19 protein-coding genes and 1 riboswitch are annotated in these 17450 nt (G+C 74.3%); of the genes, 11 read left to right on the forward strand and 8 right to left on the reverse strand.

Annotation, left to right across the window (positions count from 1 at the left end; genetic code table 11):
* Window positions 1-99: 99 nt before the first annotated feature.
* Window positions 100-813, reverse strand: coding sequence for an IclR family transcriptional regulator (locus ACFV4F_RS22515; RefSeq protein ID WP_380446426.1), 714 nt, complete (start codon window positions 811-813; stop codon window positions 100-102).
* A gap of 198 nt (window positions 814-1011) precedes the next feature.
* Window positions 1012-1154, reverse strand: a riboswitch (SAM riboswitch).
* Between the two features lie 124 nt (window positions 1155-1278).
* Between ACFV4F_RS22515 and ACFV4F_RS22520 the strand changes: the two genes are divergently transcribed.
* The 4 genes from ACFV4F_RS22520 (at window position 1279) to ACFV4F_RS22535 (ending at window position 3408) form a co-directional block, all read left to right on the forward strand.
* On the forward strand, window positions 1279-1587 hold the full coding sequence (locus tag ACFV4F_RS22520) for a hypothetical protein (protein ID WP_380504849.1): 309 nt from the start codon (window positions 1279-1281) through the stop codon (window positions 1585-1587).
* Window positions 1588-1793: 206 nt separating this feature from the next.
* The gene (locus ACFV4F_RS22525; RefSeq protein WP_380446428.1) at window positions 1794-2210 is read left to right on the forward strand and encodes a hypothetical protein; all 417 of its coding nucleotides are present in this window, start codon (window positions 1794-1796) and stop codon (window positions 2208-2210) included.
* A 5-nt stretch (window positions 2211-2215) separates the two neighbouring features.
* Window positions 2216-2890, forward strand: coding sequence for a hypothetical protein (locus ACFV4F_RS22530; RefSeq protein ID WP_380504852.1), 675 nt, complete (start codon window positions 2216-2218; stop codon window positions 2888-2890).
* A 26-nt stretch (window positions 2891-2916) separates the two neighbouring features.
* Window positions 2917-3408 (forward strand): hypothetical protein, encoded by a 492-nt coding sequence (locus ACFV4F_RS22535; RefSeq protein WP_380504855.1) that lies wholly within the window; start codon window positions 2917-2919, stop codon window positions 3406-3408.
* A 61-nt stretch (window positions 3409-3469) separates the two neighbouring features.
* Here the strand turns inward: ACFV4F_RS22535 and ACFV4F_RS22540 are convergent, their stop codons facing one another.
* The 4 genes from ACFV4F_RS22540 to ACFV4F_RS22555 form a co-directional block, all read right to left on the reverse strand.
* Window positions 3470-4828, reverse strand: a complete 1359-nt coding sequence (locus ACFV4F_RS22540) for a serine/threonine-protein kinase (RefSeq protein ID WP_380504858.1) — start codon at window positions 4826-4828, stop codon at window positions 3470-3472.
* 231 nt (window positions 4829-5059) lie between these two features.
* Window positions 5060-6130 (reverse strand): NB-ARC domain-containing protein, encoded by a 1071-nt coding sequence (locus tag ACFV4F_RS22545; RefSeq protein ID WP_380504903.1) that lies wholly within the window; start codon window positions 6128-6130, stop codon window positions 5060-5062.
* A 61-nt stretch (window positions 6131-6191) separates the two neighbouring features.
* Window positions 6192-7592, reverse strand: a complete 1401-nt coding sequence (locus tag ACFV4F_RS22550) for an amidase family protein (RefSeq protein ID WP_380446432.1) — start codon at window positions 7590-7592, stop codon at window positions 6192-6194.
* A 152-nt stretch (window positions 7593-7744) separates the two neighbouring features.
* Complete coding sequence (locus tag ACFV4F_RS22555; RefSeq protein ID WP_380504861.1) at window positions 7745-8044, reverse strand: hypothetical protein; 300 nt, start codon at window positions 8042-8044, stop codon at window positions 7745-7747.
* A gap of 165 nt (window positions 8045-8209) precedes the next feature.
* Here ACFV4F_RS22555 and ACFV4F_RS22560 point away from each other — a divergent pair, with 165 nt between their 5' ends.
* Both ACFV4F_RS22560 and ACFV4F_RS22565 read left to right on the forward strand, forming a co-directional pair.
* The gene (locus ACFV4F_RS22560) at window positions 8210-8878 is read left to right on the forward strand and encodes a hypothetical protein (RefSeq protein ID WP_380504864.1); all 669 of its coding nucleotides are present in this window, start codon (window positions 8210-8212) and stop codon (window positions 8876-8878) included.
* Window positions 8875-9432, forward strand: coding sequence for a hypothetical protein (locus ACFV4F_RS22565; RefSeq protein WP_380504867.1), 558 nt, complete (start codon window positions 8875-8877; stop codon window positions 9430-9432). The genes ACFV4F_RS22560 and ACFV4F_RS22565 overlap by 4 nt, the downstream gene beginning before the upstream one ends.
* On the opposite strand, the gene ACFV4F_RS22570 is transcribed toward ACFV4F_RS22565, so the two are convergent.
* On the reverse strand, window positions 9420-10166 hold the full coding sequence (locus ACFV4F_RS22570; protein ID WP_380446436.1) for an ArsR/SmtB family transcription factor: 747 nt from the start codon (window positions 10164-10166) through the stop codon (window positions 9420-9422). The genes ACFV4F_RS22565 and ACFV4F_RS22570 overlap by 13 nt on opposite strands.
* 64 nt (window positions 10167-10230) lie before the next feature.
* Between ACFV4F_RS22570 and ACFV4F_RS22575 the strand changes: the two genes are divergently transcribed.
* Window positions 10231-11724, forward strand: a complete 1494-nt coding sequence (locus ACFV4F_RS22575; protein ID WP_380504870.1) for an MFS transporter — start codon at window positions 10231-10233, stop codon at window positions 11722-11724.
* A 154-nt stretch (window positions 11725-11878) separates the two neighbouring features.
* Here the strand turns inward: ACFV4F_RS22575 and ACFV4F_RS22580 are convergent, their stop codons facing one another.
* On the reverse strand, window positions 11879-12280 hold the full coding sequence (locus ACFV4F_RS22580; RefSeq protein WP_380504873.1) for a nuclear transport factor 2 family protein: 402 nt from the start codon (window positions 12278-12280) through the stop codon (window positions 11879-11881).
* A gap of 114 nt (window positions 12281-12394) precedes the next feature.
* Between ACFV4F_RS22580 and ACFV4F_RS22585 the strand changes: the two genes are divergently transcribed.
* From ACFV4F_RS22585 to ACFV4F_RS22600, 4 genes are all read left to right on the forward strand, one after another.
* Entirely contained in the window at window positions 12395-13267 is an 873-nt protein-coding gene (locus ACFV4F_RS22585) for a LysR family transcriptional regulator (protein WP_380504876.1), read from the forward strand.
* 140 nt (window positions 13268-13407) lie between these two features.
* A complete protein-coding gene (locus tag ACFV4F_RS22590) occupies window positions 13408-13890 on the forward strand; it encodes an SRPBCC domain-containing protein (protein ID WP_380504906.1) in 483 nt (160 codons plus the stop codon).
* Complete coding sequence (locus tag ACFV4F_RS22595; protein ID WP_380504879.1) at window positions 13887-14249, forward strand: ArsR/SmtB family transcription factor; 363 nt, start codon at window positions 13887-13889, stop codon at window positions 14247-14249. The genes ACFV4F_RS22590 and ACFV4F_RS22595 overlap by 4 nt, the downstream gene beginning before the upstream one ends.
* Before the next feature lie 54 nt (window positions 14250-14303).
* Window positions 14304-14777, forward strand: coding sequence for an SRPBCC family protein (locus ACFV4F_RS22600; RefSeq protein ID WP_380504882.1), 474 nt, complete (start codon window positions 14304-14306; stop codon window positions 14775-14777).
* Between the two features lie 93 nt (window positions 14778-14870).
* Here ACFV4F_RS22600 and ACFV4F_RS22605 read toward each other — a convergent pair whose 3' ends face one another.
* Window positions 14871-17213, reverse strand: a complete 2343-nt coding sequence (locus tag ACFV4F_RS22605; protein ID WP_380504885.1) for an ATP-binding protein — start codon at window positions 17211-17213, stop codon at window positions 14871-14873.
* Window positions 17214-17450: the final 237 nt, after the last annotated feature.

The raw sequence follows: 17450 nt of genomic DNA on the forward strand, positions 1-17450 counted from the left end.
CCACCGCCCCCCCCCCCCCCGCGCCTCCCCGCACCCCACGCCACCCGCCCCCCTGCGCGGGCCCACCCCCCACCCCCCCCCCCCCCGGGGCCGGGCCGGTCACGGGTGGCGCAGCGCCTCGGTGAGGTGGTTCGCCGCCTCGATGACGGCCTGGGACAGGCGCGCGCCCGGGTGCCGGGTGAGCCGTTCGATCGGGCCGGAGACGGTGACCGCGGCCACCACCCGGTTGGACGGCCCGCGCACCGGCGCCGACACGGACGCGACCCCGAGCTCGCGCTCGCCGATGGACTGCGCCCAGCCCCGCCGCCGTACGCCGCTGAGGGCCGTGGCCGTGAAGCGCGCCCCCTGGAGCCCCCGGTGGAGGCGCTCCGGCTCCTCCCAGGCGAGCAGGATCTGGGCGGCGGCGCCGACCTTCATGGGGAGCGTGACCCCCACCGGCACCGTGTCGCGCAGACCGGAGAGCCGCTCCGCGACGGCCACGCAGATCCGGACCTCGCCCTGACGGCGGTACAGCTGGGCGCTCTCGCCGGTGACGTCGCGCAGGTGCACGAGCACCGACCCGGCGGCGGCCAGCAGCCGGTCCTCCCCCGCCGCCGCCGACAGCTCGGCGAGCCGGGGGCCGAGGACGAACCGGCCCTGCAGGTCCCTGGTGACCAGCCGGTGGTGTTCCAGCGCGACGGCCAGCCGGTGGGCGGTGGGGCGTGCCAGGCCGGTGGCGGCGGCGAGTCCGGCCAGGGTGATGGGGCCGGACTCCAGGGTGGCGAGGATCGCGGTGGCCTTGTCGAGCACGCCGACGCCGCTCGTGAGCTCCATGGATGGGTACTCCAGTCTCGAATCCGCGGCCGACGGGTGGGTTCGGCACGCGGGGGCTCCCCGCGGGGAGCGCAGGGGTGGTCAGCGAGAACGGGCCGGAGAAGTCGGCCGGATGCCTGCGCCGGGCACGAGACGGGTACGCGGAAGGGCCGGGGCGGGAAGCGCCCGGGCGAAGGACAGCACAGAGAGCACCGTGTCTCCTCATCTTTCCCGCGCCACGTTGGCGACAGGCCGGAGTTGGCACTGATCCCGGACGGCACGGCGCGTACTTCGGACGCCGGGTCGAACGGGGAGTTGCCGGGGCTTCGTAGGGCCGGTCCCTCCACCCCTCTGGATGATTCGCGAGGAACGATACAAGACTCCCCGCCCCGCCCGCCAAACTCCCCCTACCCCGTACACCTCCGCTTCGTGGGAGCACGGCTCCCGCCGGGCCCGGTCGGCGGGGCTCTGGCATGATCACCGGCCATGACCGACCTCGCGTTCGACGCCCTGCTCTGCGACCTGGACGGCGTCATCCGCTTCTACGACGGCGACGAGGTGACGCGGCTCGAACGGGCCGCCGGCCTCGCCCCGGGCACGACGACGGAGATCGCGTTCGCCCCCGAGCGCGACCTCCCGCTGCTGCTCGGGCGGATCACCCGCGCGCAGTGGGCCGCGTCCATCGCCGAGGCCCTGGCCACCCACGTCCCCGCCCCGCAGGCCGCCGAACTCGGCCGGCTGGTGGCGCCCGTCCTGGGCGAGGGTGGCACGGCCGCCCGTAGGGCGTCGGCCTGACCATTCGTCACATCCTGTTCCGCTCAAGGAAGATCACCGAAACCTCCGTTCCGAATCGGGGCGCTCGCGTCGCGGATCCGGACATCTGTCACGGTTTCGAAGCGGCAGTGCCACGACTTCGCATATCCCTCACCGAGCCGCGACCGGAGCTCTACCGTTTTACCGACGGTCCCCTTCTCGACCGTCCCCGAGCGGAGGGCGAGCACATGAACGGTCGCCAGGGTCCGGTCGTGCGGTCGGGGGTGGTCGCCGTGGCGCTGTGCGCCGCCGCGGCCTGCTCGTCCGGCACGAGCCAGGCCCACGACGGCGTGCAGGACCTCGTGACCGGTACCGGGTTCGACACCGGGCAGCAGCGGATCACCGGGGCCTCGACCACGTTCCCGGTCGGCCAGACCGCCTACGTGGCCTTCATCACCGACGCGGGCGGCGCGGGCGGGACGGTACAACTCGACCTGGTCCGCGGCGGGCAGTCCGAACCCGAGGCACGCAGCCTGCCGGTCACGGTCGCCCAGGGCCGGCACGTCTACACCAAGCGGATCGACCTCGCCATCGCGGGGAGCGTCCAGGTCCAGGCGCTCTACAACGGCGTGGTGGTCAAGTCCCTCTCCCTGAAGGTCGGGTGAGGACCATGACGATCCGACCGGTGCGCGGCGCGGCGCCGCTCCTCGTGACCGTCGCGCTCCTCACCCCCCTCGTCGGCTGCGGCAGCTCCGGCCACGCGGCCGCCCCTCCGCCGAAGTGCGACACCTCCTACGTCTACACCAACGTCAAGGACGGCGGCACGGCGCTGGAGGTCGTCGACGCCCAGATGTCGCAGAACCAGACCGGCTCGACGGAGACCTGGTCGGTGAGCACCACCCGCGAACAGACCCTCTCCATCCAGGAGTCGGAGAGCACGACGGTCAAGGCCCACGTCGCCGTGGCGGGCACCGCGCTCGTCACCGGCGCCTCGGCCTTCGTCCCCGCGGCCGAGGGCCAGGCGAACGCCGTCTTCGACTACGAGCACCGGACCGACTCGTCCGTCTCCCGCACCTCGTCCAAGTCCACCAACACCAAGGTCGCCATCCAGGTGCCGCCCGGCACCACCGCCTACGCCCTGTACGGGGTCGTCATGAAGTGGACGACGGGCACCGTGCGGACCGACGCCTGCGGCGGAAGCACCGGCGGCGGCGAGACGAAGACCTTCATCCTGCCCGAGGCCTACACGTGGTGCAGCTGGTTCGTCGGGCCCGATTCCTTCACCGACGGCAACCAGAGCCCGTGCGAAGTGGTGCCCGGGCAAGGACCGCAGAGCCTCAACTGAACACCACCAGAGAAGGGTTCGGACCCGTGCAGCCCGTCAAGATCAGCGTCCAGTCCGGAGCGCTCGCCGCCATCGGCGTGATCGCGTTCATCGACAGCTTCCTCCCGTGGTACACCGTCTCCGAGAAGTCGGGCGCCACGGGCCTCCTCACCCAGTACGCGGCGAGCGGCAACGCCTGGGACGTGGGCGCCGGCGCCTGGATCCCGATGGTCGCCCTCGTGGCCGTCGGCATCCTGGCCGCCCTCCCCGCCATCGGCCGCGGCCTGCCCGCCCGCCAGAGCCACGCCACCAATCTCGTGCTCGCGGTGATCGCCACCGTGATCGTCCTGCTGCGCTGGCTCACCTACCCGTCGATCCCCGTCGGCCAGTCCGCCTTCATCGACGCCGGCGCCGACGTCGGCACCTACCTCGGTGTCCTCCTCGGCCTCGCCGCCACCGGCGCCGCCTACCTCGGCTTCACCGCCAACGGGGGCACCCTGGACAGCTTCACCAAGATCTTCCGCACCCCGCCCGCATAGGCGGTCCTCTCGCAGGCAGGCCGGGGAGTCCTCGACTCCCCGGCCTTTGCGCACACCCGGGTCAGGCCGCGATCGCGCGGGCCGCCCGTCGGGTCTTGATGTCGCGGTAGCAGTGCGCCGCGATGGTCAGGACGAACACGGTGAAGTAGGGCCACGTCTCCGAGAGGGCCAAGTGGCGGCCCCAGGTCTGGCTCACGAACACTGCGATCTGTCCGATGACGCCTGCCGCGGCCACACGCCCCGTCACACGCGTCAGACCGGTGGAGCGCGCTTTGAGTACTGCCGTGTAAATCCAGGTGATCAGAACGGACGAAAGCCCGATTCCCATCCTGAAGGCCGTGAAGAGCAAGAACACCCAGAGGCACACCGAGAGGACTGCCTGCCCCAGGATGATCGACCACGCCGCGACGTCATAGCGGTCCAGCGCCTGCGTCGATCCGGTGTCCGGCCGTGGACGGGGGCTGCTCTCTCTGCGGGTGGGGGCCGGAGGCGGGAGCGGGGCCGTCGCTGCCGTGGAGGGGCGTCGGTCGGTCCGTCCTCCCGAGGGTGCGGGGCTTCCGGCAGGATCGGAGGTGTCGTCGACGTGCCGTAGCGCCAGGGAGAGCTCGGTGGCACTCGCGTACCGCCGGTCGGGGTCCTTCTCCAGCAGCCTCAGCACGAGGTCGTCCCACGCGGCGGGAACACCGGCGGACACCGAGCTGGGTACGGGCGGCTCCTCGGTGAGATGTGCCGTGAGGTATCCCACGGCGTCGGGGGCCTGGAAGGGGAGCCGGCCGGTGATCATCTCGAACAGGACGCAACCGAGTGCGTACAGGTCGCTGCGCGGTTCCGGGTAGCCGCGTGCCTGCTCGGGCGCCATGTAGGGGGGTGTGCCCACGATGAACCCGGTCTGGGTGAGCCGGTCCCCGGTCGCGTAGGGGTCGGCCGCCCTCGCGATGCCGAAGTCGAGGACCTTCACCGTGCCCGACGGCGTGATGAGGACGTTGGACGGCTTGATGTCCCGGTGCGTGATTCCGGCCGCGTGCGCCGCGGCGAGCGCGTCCGAGATCAGCGCGCCCCATCGGGCCGCGTCGGCGAGGGCGACGGCGCCTCGGCGCAGCATCGTGTCCAGGCCCTCGCCCCGCACCAGCTCCATCACCAGGAACGGGGCCCGTTCGCTCCCCTCGCCGGTCTCACCGAGGTCGTGGATGGTCACGATGTTCGGGTCCTGCAGTCGGGCGGTGATACGTGCCTCGCGCAGGAATCGGGCACGGGCCTCGCCCCCGCGGCTTCCGTCACCCGCGAGCAGGGAGATCACCTTGACCGCGACGCTGCGGCCCAGCGTCTCGTCCAGCGCCTCCCACACCTGCCCCATGCCGCCCTCGCCGAGCTGCCGCACCAGCCGGTAGCGGCCCCCCAGGAGCTGGTCCCGCATCATCATGCCCCGCCCGCTTCGTCCGCCTCGTCGTCGAGGACCGTCCGACCCTCCGCCGACTCGCCCATGCTCCCCGGCTGCCGGCCCTTGGCCCTCTCGGCCCTGCATCATGCCGTACACGCCGGATTGGCGCGGGCGAACGGCCGAAGATCGACCACTTGGGGGGTGAGTGATCGTCACCGGAGGGAGTGGGCGGCCTCCGGCGGATCCGCTGCGCGGCGGGAGGGGCCTTTCTGCCTATGGCGTGCCGACGCTCCGGTGGACACGTGGCGGGTGGCCTCCGGTCGAAGGGCGGCACAGGCGGCGTTCCAGGTCGGCGAGGTGCCAGGCCGGTCTCGACCGCAGGCGGGACGCGACGGCCGACACCGCTCCGGGGGCGTACCCGCAGGCCCGGAGGATCCGCCCGGCGGCCTCGGGCTCGGCGGCGACCCGGCCGGCGCCCACCACTCTGGTCAGGAGCAGCAGCGCCTCCTCCTCGGTGAAGGCGCCCAGTCGGTGCGGTTCGGCGCCCTCCAGGCCGGTCATGGTGTGCCGGCCGGTGATCAGCACCAGGCACGTCGGGGAGGCCGGCAGGAGCTCGCGGACCTGGGCGGTGGTGGCGGCGTCGTCCAGCACGACGACGGCCCGCTTGCCGTGCATCCGCTCGCGGAACAGGGCGGCGCGCTCGGCCGGTCCGGTCGGCGCGTGCTTCGCGGGGACCTCCAACTGCCGCAGGAACATGCCGAGTACGGCGGCCGGATCGGCCGGTGGGTGCTCGGGGTCGCTGCCGCGCAGGTTGACGTACAGCTGGACGTCGGCGCACCGGCCGTCGCGGACGAGGCGGTGTGCGGCGTGCAGGGCGAGTTGGGTCTTCCCGATCCCGGCTGGGCCCTCGATCGTCGATACCACGGCTGCCGCTCTGCCGAAGTGACGTATGAGCGCGGCGAGTTCGCGCTCGCGACCGGTGAACGTGGCGAGATCGGCGGGCAGTTGCCGCAGGACGCCGACCGGTCCGCCGGCCCGCGCGTCGGAGTGCACCCGCGTGCAGGCCGCCCGCCAGCGGGCCGCATCGGCCTCCCCCGCGCCGAGTGCCCGGACCACGGCCAGGACGAGGTCCTGGTCGAGCCGACGGCGGTCCGGCTTGAAGACGTCGGCGACGGTGCTGTGGGAGACGGGCTGCGGCGGGCGCAGCAGCGGCCCGACCCGCTTGGCCAGCGTCCGGAGGGACGGCCCGCCCGCCCAGAGCCGCAGCCGTTCCAACGCCCGGATGAACTCGGCCAGATCGGCGGCGCCGGCCGGATCCGGCGCGCCCGTCCGCTCCTCCCGCATCACGGGGCGAGTGTAGGCGCCCGGTCCGACATCCGGGAGCGGGTGGGACCTGAGTTGGCCTTCATCGGGCCTCCCCGTGGCGACCGGTCGGATCGTGCCCGGTCGCCGGGTCCGCCGCCTCGGGCCGCAGGAGACCGTCGATCCGCGCCGCCACCGCGAGCAGGTCCCGGTCGGCCGTCCGCCGCCCGATGAGCTGGACGCCGACGGGGGCGGAGCCGGTGACCGGGAGCGGGACCGTCAGCGAGGGCAGGCCCGCGGTGGCCGCCGGCGAGGTGTTGCGGATCAGAGTGGGGAACGTCGGCACGTCACGGCCGTTGAGGGGCAGGGACTCCTCGTACCGGTGCAGCGGCCGGGCGCACACCGGTACGGTCGGGCTCAGGAGCGCGTCCAGGCCGTGGGCGGTGACGAGTTCGTCGTACGCGGCCTGCATCGCCTGCCGCTCCGCAAGCGCGCCGCGCAGGACGGCGGGGCCCGGGTACCCGGGGGCGGTGGGCAGTGCGGTGGCCTTGAGCGTCTCCGCGATGACCGGGTCGGCGACCGCGTCGAGCACGTCGGCGGGTGTGAGCCCGGTGCGGTGCCCGTCGAGGTAGCGGCCGAGCGCGGCGCCGAACTCGCCGAAGACGAGCGGGAACCCGACCCGGGAGTCGTACGCGACCAGGTGTGCCGTGTCCACCGGGACCCACTCCACCCCCGCCGCCGTCAGGCGGTCGACGGCCGCCTCCCAGGCGCTGCGGACCGGGCCCTCCAGGTCCTCGGTGAACACGTGCCGCGGCAGGCCGAACCGGAGCGGGCGGCCCGGGTCCCGCGGGATTCCGCTCTCCCCGGTGACGAGGGTGTCCAGCGCGATGAGCCGGTCCAGGCTGCGGGCCAGCAGCCCGGGGGTGTCCCGGGTGGTGGACAGCGGCGTGACACCCGCCGAGGGGTAGCGCCCGGCACTGGGGCGCAGGCCGTAGATGCCGTTGAGCGCCGCCGGGATGGTGACGGAACCGCCGGTGTCCGTGCCGAGCCCGGCCTCGGCGACCCCCGCGGCCACCGCGGCCGCCGTCCCGCCGCTGCTGCCGCCCGCGAACAGGGCCGGGTCGGTGGCGTTGCCGACGGCGCCGAAGGTGTGGTTGCACGAGGTGGCCCCCAGGGAGAGCTCGTGCATGTTCGTCTTGCCCAGGACGATCGCCCCCGCGGCACGCAGCGCCGCGACGACGGGCGCGTCGGCTCCGGGGACGAAGCCGGCGAGCGCGGGTGTGCCCGCGGTGTTGGGCAGGCCGGCGACGTGGATGTTGTCCTTGACGACCAGGCACCAGGGCTCCCGGCTCCCGTGCGCGTCATGGCGGGCCGCCTCCGCGAGCGCCTTCCCGGCGTCCAGGGTGACGAACGCGTTGAGGTGCCCGACGGCGGCGGCCCGGCCGAGCGCGGCGGACACGACCTCGTGCGCGCGGCGCCGGCCCGCGGCTCCCGGTTCGGCCATGGGGTCGTCTCCTTCGTGCTCGCACGTGTCGAAGGCCGTGCTACCCGCTCAAGCCGCGGTCATGCCCGGGACCACCCGGTGGCTCAGCACGCTCCACGGGAGGCCGTGCCCACTCCCGCCCGGCGCGAGCCACGGCACCGCTTGGTCCGCGCTCATGCGCCGTGCGGCGGGGTGAGGAGCTCGTCCACCCGGTCGGTACGGACTCCGGGCGGCGTGTCGCGGTCGACGTCGAGGAAGCGGCGGTTGGCCTGGTGCCACTGGTGCGAGCCGGCGATCCAGTCCCGCACGGCCCGGCAGTAGCGTTCCGCTCCTTCCCGCGTCCCACCGGCCTGTTCGGCGACGGCGACGAGCGCGCGGCAGGCCTGTTCGACGTCGTCGGTGCGCCGAGCGGTCAGCGTAACGGCCCGGCGGGCGGCTTCGCTCCAGTAGCTGAACGGCCCCTGGGCTGGCATCGGGTTCACTTCCTCGTTGGTCGTCATCGACGTAGCAGCCGGTCGGACGCGGCAGCGGCCGGCCCACCACCTGCACCCGTCACTCCGTAAGCCGTACCACGGCGCGCACCGGTGCATGCGGGAAGCGCTGACCCAACTCGGCCGAAGGATTGGGATGATGGAGAGATGGAGCCGAATCAACTGGTGCAGCAGCAGGACGAACTCCAGATCGAGGCGGACGAGGTGCACAAGGATCTGGGGCTGGACGAGCTGCTCGGGCGGCTCGGGGATCCGGTGCGGGTGGGGAGTGCGGCGCTGGGGCTGATGGTGCGCCGGGACCTGGACGTCACGGTGGTGTGCCCCCGGCTCGACGCGGGTGTGCACGAGGCGGTGGCCGGGGTCGGGGCGCGGCTGGCGATGCACGAGCGGGTGCGGCAGGTGCGGTTCCGCAATGACACCGGCGCCTGGAACACCGATCCCGGCTATCCGGACGGGCTGTACCTCGGACTGGACTACCGGTCGCCGCGGGGCCACAAGTGGCCCCTGGACATCTGGTTCGTCGACGAGCCCGAGCGCCAGCCGGACCTGGCGCACCTGCGAACGCTGCCGCAGCGGCTCACCGCCGAGGCCCGGGAGGCGATCCTGCTGATCAAGCACGCGTGGGCGGAGAGCCCCGAGTACGGCCGGAGCGTGCGCAGCTGGGACGTCTACCGGTCGGTGCTGGACGACGGGGTGCGCACGGTGGCCGGGTTCGATCAGTGGCGGGCGGGCGGCCCGTCGGCGTCGGTGGTGCAGAGTTCGCAGTCCTGGACCGACGCTCCGTCGCCCTCCCATGGGCCAGGATGGGAAGCGTGAGCCTCTACGTCGTTCTCGCCGGTGACCACGTCCGGCTCCAGGAGTCCGTTTTCGCGCCTGCCGGCACCGCTCCCGGGGGTGCCATCCCCGCGACGGCCTTGCGGGACGCCGATCCGACGGCCGTCCCGCCGGAGATCCGGACGCTCTCCGGGGACACGGTCTTCGTCTCGGCCGTGCAGCGTGAGGAGTTGGAGCGCTTCTGCGCCGCCAACGGGGTTCCCCTACGTGTCAGGCCCGACGTCTGGGGCGACCTCCTCGAGTACTTCCTCGATACGGGGTTCACCCCCGGGGCCCGGGCGGCCACTCAGGCACGTCTGAGCCTGGTCGGCCTGGGCGAGGGCGAGGTGGCCGGCATCAGGCACGAGGTCGCCCCGCTCATGCACGCCTACAACGGCCTCCACCAGGACTGGTACCACCTCGGCCTCGCCGACCTCCTGGACGCCGCCACCGCCGACCGGACTCCCGGGCACCTGCGCATCCCACCCGCCGAACGAGCCGCCTTCTGCGCCTGGGCCATGGGGATCGCAGACCTCGGGCACGCTCAACGCGGCTGACGGCCGTCGAACAGCCGGCTCGCCAGCGCCTCCTCCCCGGCCGGGGTCAGGCGCAGGGCGCGGGTGTTGGCGGCCAGGGTGATCCAGCCGGCGGTGGTGAAGGCGTCCAGGAGGTCGGCGCCGAGGCGGCCGGCCAGGTGGTGCCGCTGCTCGGTCCAGTCCACGCAGAAGCGCAGCAGCGGACGGCGCCGGTCGTCGGCGAGGTGGCTCTCCGGCACCCCGAGGCCGGTCAGCACCGGTACGGCGGCCGGCCCGAGCCGGTACGGGTGTTCCGCGTCCGCGGGCCCGTCCTGCGGCCCGCCCGCGGGGACGAGTGCGCCGCTGTCCAGTAGTGCCTCGGTGACGGCGACGCCGAACCGCCCGGCGGCGTGGTCGAAGCACACGCGTGCCCGCCGCAGCGCCTCGGCGCGGTTGCCGGCGCGGAGCGTGCGGGCCACGGGCTGGGCCGGGGCGAGGGCGGCCAGGCCCTCCATGAGTTCGGCGATCCGGCGGTCGGCGAGCTCGTAGTAGCGGTGGCGCCCCGCCTGGCGGACGGTGATCAGCCCGGCCGCGGTGAGCCGGTTGAGCTGGGCGCTGGCGGCCTGGGCCGTGACGCCCGCGTGCTCCGCCAGCGCGCCCGCGGGCAGGCTGCGGCCGCCGGCGAGCGCCATCAGGATGCGGGCGCGGGTGCCGTTGGCGAACAGGCCCGCCACGCGGGCGATGTCGGGTTCGCCGGTGCGCGCGGGGGAGGTCATGCGGTCATTGTGCCCCCGGCACGCTTCCACGGGCGTGGAAGCGGTTCGCTGCGATCGTCGGGGCATGAATCGGAGAGTCCTGGCCGTGCCGCCCGCTCCCCCGACGCCCGTCCGCGTACGGCGACGCGTGCTCGCCGCGACGGGAGCCGCCTACGTCGTCGTCCTGCTGGACGCGTCGATCGTGAACGTCGCGCTGCCGGGCGTCTCCGGCAGTCTCGGCGTCGGCGTCGACGGGTTGCAGTGGGTGGTGAACGCCTACACGCTCGCCTTCGCCGCCCTGCTCCTGACCGGCGGCACTCTCGCAGACCGTTGGGGTGCCCAACAGGCCTACGTGGCGGGCCTGTTGCTGTTCACCGCCGCGTCCGCCGGCTGCGGCCTGGCAGGCGGCTTCCCCGCACTGGCCGCCGGGCGGGCGGTGCAGGGCGCGGGCGCGGCCGTCCTCGTCCCGGCCGCGCTCAAGCTGATCGACCAGGCCCATCCGGAGCCCGGACCGCGGGCCCGGGCGATCGGGGTCTGGATGTCGCTCGGCGCCGTCGCGATGGCCGCGGGGCCGCTGGTCGGCGGCGGCCTGATCTCCTGGCTCGGCTGGCGCAGCGTCTTCTTCGTCAACCTGCCGATCGGCCTCGCCGGGGTGTGGCTGGCGCGGAGCGTCACGGGGAGGGCCGTAGAGCCCGTGCCACAACGCCTGGACGTGGCCGGGCAGGTGGCCGCCGCCGTCGCGCTCGGTCTGCCGATCGCCGCCCTCATCCAGGGCCGGGACTGGAGCGCGGTGGCGGTCCTGGCCGTCCTGGCGGTGTCCGCCGCAGCAGCCGTGGCGTTCGTCGTCGCGGAGGTCCGCAGCCCGCACCCGATGCTCCCGCTGTCGCTGTTCCGCAGCCGCGTCTTCGCGGGCTCGGCCGTCGTCTCCGCGGCCTCGGCGCTGGTCTTCTACGGCCTGCTGTTCGTCTGCGGCCTCTACTTCCAGCAGGTGCGCGGCTATTCGCCCCTCCGGGCCGGGCTGGCGCTGCTGCCGCTCACCGCGACCGTCGCGGTCGGAGGCTTCGGCTCCGCCCGGGTGGCGCGGCTGCTCGGCCCGCGCTGGTCCATGTGCGCGGCCTTCGGTGCCTACGCGGCCGGGGCACTGGCCCTGCTCGCCGCCTCCCCCACCTCGCCCTACTGGCACGCGGCGGCACCGATGGTGGCGATCGGGCTGGCCGGCGGCTTCATCTCCCCGGCCGCCACCGCCCCCGCCCTCGGCACCGTCGACAAGTCCCGCACGGGCATCGCCGCGGCCGCACTCAACACCGCCCGCCAAACCGGATCCGCCCTCGGCGTCGCCGCCTTCGGCAGCCTGATCACGACCGCCCGCCCCTTCACCGGCGGCCTGCACGCCGTCCTCTACGTGATCGCCGCCGTCTCCGTCGCCGCGGCGGCCGTGTGGGCGGCCGCCTGGCGGCCGACGGCCCGAGCGGGCCGCGGGCTCAGAACCGGTGCAGCACCGCCGAGTTGTCCGTCCAGCGCCGGTTCACCTGGTCGTACTGCTCCTTCAGGGCGCCGCGGCCACTCGCGCACGCCTTGAAGGCGGCCGCCACGGCGGCGGGCAGGGCGGTCGAGGCCGTCCGGGACGGGCACGCGCAGCCGCAGGTGCCGCGACGCTCCGGCGTATCGACGGGAGCCGGGCCGCCACGACGTGTGTCCTGCCCAGGCGACGTGCGGAGTCGCGAAGAGCGCCGTCAGACGAAGAACGCGTTCATGCCCGGCACGTCCGAGACGTAGGTCTCGATCGCGCCGATCCGCTCCCCGCGCAGGAAGCACACCGTGGCCAGGTGCTCGTCGAGCACTCGCCCGTCGCGCTCGGCGGTGTTGTGCAGGGACAGGGCGAGGTTGTCGCGGCTGAGCAGGGTGTGCCGGAAGTCGAAGTGCGCGCCGTACGAGGCGATCAGCCGGATCCGCTCGATCACGGCGGCGGCGCCGCGGACGGTGCCGGAGACGGTGTTGTCGCCGGGCAGCGTCCACACGACGTCGCCGGTGAGCAGCGAGCGGATCAGGTCCCAGTCGGCCGTGGTGAGGCCGAGGCGGAAGCGGTCGGCGAGGGCGAGGCGCTGGTCGGCGCCGAGGGCGGTCGGGTCGGACATGGTGGTGAACCTCCGTCGCGGGGCGGGCTGTTGGTGGCGAGCCTCGCCGAGGGCCGCGGGGAACGGAAATGCCGTCCGCGACGACGGACCATGCGCCGCGCGCATAATGGCCGGATGATCGCGGAAGAGCTGCGCTGGTTCCTGGCCGTCGCCGAGACCGAGCACGTCACCGATGCGGCCGCGCTCGTCGGCACCACCCAGCCGACGCTCTCCCGCGCGATCGTCCGGCTCGAACGGCGCCTCGGCACGCCCCTGTTCGACCGCGACCGCAACCGGCTGCGGCTCAACCAGGCGGGCCGGGTGTACCGGCGGCACGCCCAGCGCGCGCTCGACGAGCTGGAGTCGGCACAGGACCGGATCTCGGCGCTGCTCCCGGCGCCGGCCGAACCGCTGCGCCTGGCCTGTGCGCACTCGTTGGGCGCCTGGCTGCTGCCGGAGCTCCTCACGGCCTACCGGGAGCACGCGCCCGGCCACGCCGTCGACGTGCGCGAGGGCTCGGCGGCCGGCGTGCTCGACCTGCTGGCCGGCGGCGCGGTCGACCTCGCGGTCACGAGTCCGCAGCCGTCCCTGCCCGGGTACGGCTGGCTGCCGCTCGCCGAGGAGCGGCTGGTGCTCGCCGTCCCGCCCGGGCACCCGCTGGCCGGACGCACCGGGGTGGGCCTGTCCGAGCTGACCGACGGGCGCTTCGTGATCATGCGCCAGGACGTCGGGCTGCGCGAGGTCACCTGCGCCGTCTTCCACCGGTCCGGCCTGACGGCGCCCGTCGCGGCGGAGGCCGACACCGTCACCGGGATCCTGGACCTGGTCGCCGCCGGTCAGGGGACGGCCCTCGTCCCGGCCAGGGCCGCGGCCGGCCGCCCGGGGGTCGAAGCGGTCCCGCTCACCGCCGCCGACGCCTACCGCTCCGTCGGCCTCACGTGGCGGCGCGGCCGCCCGCTGCCGCCACACGCGCGCACGTTCCGCGTCCTCGCCGGCCGAGGGCGCTGAGCTCCCGGCCGACCGGGCGACTCCTCCCGTGGCCCGGCGGGCCCGGACCCCACCGAGCCGCAACTCTCAGGTTGCACCAAGGGGGGCGGCATGCAACTCTGGAGTTGCGTCCAATGCCGCCGATGAACGGGAGCCCCCTCATGAGCGAGGACCGGATCGAACGCGAAACCCTGATCGAAGCCTCCCTTGAGCGGGTCTGGTCGCTGGTGGCCGAGCCCGGTTTCTGGGTGGCCGACAAGGCGAGCCCGCCCGGCACCATGGCCAGGGAAGGCGAGGAGGTGGTGGCGAAGAACCCGGAGTACGGCGACTTCGCGGTGCGCGTGGAGAAGCTCGAACCGCCGACCTACCTGGCCTACCGCTGGGCCAGCGCGTTCCCCGGAGAAGAACTGCGCGAGGACAACAGCACCCTCGTGGAGTTCACACTGACGCCGGAGGACGGCAAGACGCGGCTGCGCGTGGTCGAGAGCGGGTTCGCGAAACTGGCCGGGTCCGAGGCACTGCGCGGCAAGGCGGTCGAGGACAACACCGGCGGCTGGCGCCAGGAGCTCGACGCGCTCAGGACGCGCGCCGAACAGCCCTCCGCCCAACCGTCCGAACAGTCGCCCGAACAGCCCTCCGCGTGACCGACGAACCCGCCGGCGTCGCCGGCGCCGTCGAGGCGGTCGACACCGTCCTCGCGGCCCTCGCCGACCCGACGCGGCGCCGGCTGCTCGAACTGCTCGCCGCGCAGGGCGAGGCCACCGCGACGACGCTCGCCCGGCACCTTCCCGTCTCGCGCCAGGCCGTGGTCAAACACCTCGCCGTCCTGGACGCCGCCGGGCTGGTGACCGGTGGCCGCGTCGGGCGCGAGGTGCGCTACACGGTGCGGCCCGCGGCGCTCGACGCGACGGCGCGGTGGATGGCCTCGCTCGCCGCCGACTGGGACCGGCGGCTGGCGCACATCAAACACCTCGCCGAAGCGGCGGAACAGGAAACGCCCTAGACGAGCCCTGACGGGTCACGTCCACCCGACGCGACCCCGGAGAGGAGCATGATCATGTCCACGGAGAACCGACAGCTCACCCACGCCCCTGCCGCGTACGCCTGCATGGTGGTGCGCAAGCCCGCGGCGGAGGCGTTCCAGGCCTTCGCCGATCCGGCCGTCACGTCCCGGTTCTGGTTCAGCAAGAGCAGCGGGCCGATGGTCGCGGGGGCCGAGGTGCGCTGGGAGTGGGAGACCTACGGGGCATCGGCCGACGTCCGCGTCCAGGAGGTGCGGGAGGGACGTCTGATCCGGTTCGAGTGGGGCAACTACGAGCAGCCGACCACGGTCGAGCTGACGTTCACCCCGCGCACGGCGCAGGCCACCTTCGTCGAGGCCACCGAGACCGGCTTCCGGGGCTCGGGGGACGACACCGTCCGCTGGGTGAACGACACCGTCGGCGGTTTCACCACCGCCCTGTGCGCGATGAAGGCCCTGCTCGAACACGGCATCGAGCTGAACGCCGTCCCCGACCACCACCCGGCCTGACACCCGGGCCGCGTACGTGAGCCGCGTACCCGGCAGCGGGGCGGGCCGGCGCGTGGCCGGGGCGCGGAGGCCCTCCGCGCCCCGGCCCGGGGTTCAGTCGCCCCCGAGCCGCTCCCGGACCGCCGCGGCCTGCTCGCCGTCGCCGAGGTCCTCGAAGAGGGCCAGCGCCTCGGTCCACGCCTCCCGCGCCGCCGTCCCGTCGCCGGCCGCGAGCTGCGCGTCGCCCAATGAGCGCACGGCTTCGGCGAGGAGCTGCTTGTCGCCGAGGAAGCGCAGGAGCTCGATCTGCTCCCGGTAGCCGCCGACCGCCCGCGCGGCCTCGCCCCGGGCCGCGTGCACCGTGGCCAGGTGGCCGAGCAGGATGGCCAGGCCGCGCCGGTTGCCGACCTTGGTGCTGTCGGCCTGGACGGCTGCGGCCACCGTCCGGTTGTCCTCCAGCGCGAGGAGGAAGTAGCGCTCGGCCTCGTCGAGGTCGCCCAGCGTCTGGTGGACGGTGCCGAGGCTCAGCCGGGCGGTCGCGCGGCCCCCGATCGCCCCGGACTTCTCGAACACCTCCAGCGATTCCTCGTACACCGCCAGGGCCTTCGGATAGTCCTCGCGGAACTGGTGCACGCCCGCGATGTTGAGCAGGAGCGGTCCCATCCGCACCCAGTCGCCGAGTTCCCGCAGGATCGCGCTCGCCGCGCCGTAGCACCGCTCCGCGTCCTCCAGCCGCCCCAGCATCCGGTACGCCAGGCCCAGTCCGCCGGTGACGCGGGCCTCCACCGCCCGGTCGCCGAGCGCCCTGGCGGCCTCCACCGCTAGCTCGTGCCCGGCGGCGGAGTCCGGCAGGTGGTTGCGCAGCGCGGCGACGAACTTCCGCGCGACGGCCAGCTGCCAGACGGTGTCGTGGAGGCCGAGGTCCCGGGCCGCGAGCTGGACGGCGGTCAGGTTGTGCCACTCGCGGTCGAACCAGGCCAGCGCCTCGTCGTAGGAGTCGAACGTCGCCGGGCCGTGCTCGCTGGGCCTGGTGGGGAACGGGAGGTCGGGGGTGTCGACGGCCTTGGCCGCGTTGTACGCGGAGTGCAGGAACCACCGGCCGAGGCGTTCCACCGCCGCGTCGCCGTCGGCGCCCGGCTCCCGGGCCGCGGCCTCGGCGGCGTAGCTGCGCAGCAGGTCGTGCAGTTCGTACCGGCCGTAGGTCTTCTGCTGGAGCAGGTGCTCGTCCTGGAGCAGTTCCAGCAGCGCCTCCGCGTCCGGCTCCGGGAGGTCCGCCATGGCCGCGACGGCCGGGACGGTGTAGTCGACGCCGGGGTGGCGGCCCAGCAGGCGCAGCACGCGCTGCGCCGGGCCCGGCAGTCCGCGGTAGGAGAGGTCGAAGACGGGCCGCAGCGTCCTGCTGCCCGACCCGATCGCGTCCGGGGCCTGCCCGCGCAGCGCGTCCGCCAGGTCGGCCAGGCTCCAGGCGGGCCGTGAGCGCAGGCGTCCGGCGGCCAGGGCGACGGCGAGCGGCAGGTATCCGCACAGCTCGACGACCTCCCCGGCGGCCGCGGGCTCGGCGGCGACGCGTCCGGCGCCGGTGATCCGCGCCAGCAGGGCCGTCCCCTCGTCGCGGCTGTACACGTCGAGCGGGAAGAGCGCGGCGCCGTCGAGCGCGGTGAGGCTGCGCCGACTGGTGACCAGGACCAGGCACCTGGGGCTCGCCGGGATCAGGGCCCGCACCTGCTTCTCGTCGGCCGCGTTGTCGAGCAGCACCAGGGCGTCCCGGTCGGACATCCGGTCGCGGTACATCGCCGCGCGCTCGTCGAGGCCGTCCGGCACCTGCTTCGGGGGGACGCCCAGCCGGCGCAGGAAGCCGCCCAGGAGCTCGGCCGGGTCCGCGGGCGGGTGGTCGGGGTCGAAGCCGCGCAGGTTCGCGTACAGCTGGATCCCGGCGTACCGCCCGGCGGCGACGAGGCGGCGGGCGACGTGCACGGCCAGCGTGGTCTTGCCGACGCCGCCCATGCCCTCGATCGCCGAGATGACGACCGTCGGGGCGCCCCCGGGGGTGTCCGGCACGGCCGCGATGAGCGCGTTCACCTCCCGGGCGCGGCCGGTGAACGTCGCGAGGTCCGCGGGCAGGTGGCGCAGGACCGCGTCCGGTCCGCCCGCCCCGGCCTCCCCGTGCACGCGCACGCACGCTCGGCGCCACCGGTCCGCCTCGTCGTCCGGCAGGCCGAGCGCGCGGACGATCGCGACCACCAGGTCGAAGTCCAGGCGGCGGCGCTTCGGCCGGAAGGCGTCGACCACCGTGGACGCGGCCACCGGCTGCGGCACGGGCAACAGCCGGCCCACCGACCTCGCCAGCTCCCGGTACGACGGCGCGCCCGCCCACGACCGCAGCCGCCCGAGGGCGTCGATGAAGTCCGCGAGGTCGTACGCCTCGTCCGGGTCCGGCACCGCCTGCCCGCCAACCACACGTCACCTCCGCTGGGACACGGCCGAGGCTCCTCGGCAACGGCCCAGTGTACGGAGCGTGTTGACGTGCACACAGAGTTTTGGGGATGCCGGTCCGGAGGGCTGGAGCCGCGGCCCCCGGTAGGGACGTGCGGTAGGGACGTGCGGTAGGGACATGCGGTAGGGAAAACCCGACCGTCAGGTCTCCACCTGGCCGTCATGACCGCCGGGCTCCGGCTCGGTGGAATGGACGGGTGC

The organism is Kitasatospora sp. NPDC059722 (genome assembly GCF_042733235.1).
Lineage (GTDB): Bacteria > Actinomycetota > Actinomycetes > Streptomycetales > Streptomycetaceae > Kitasatospora.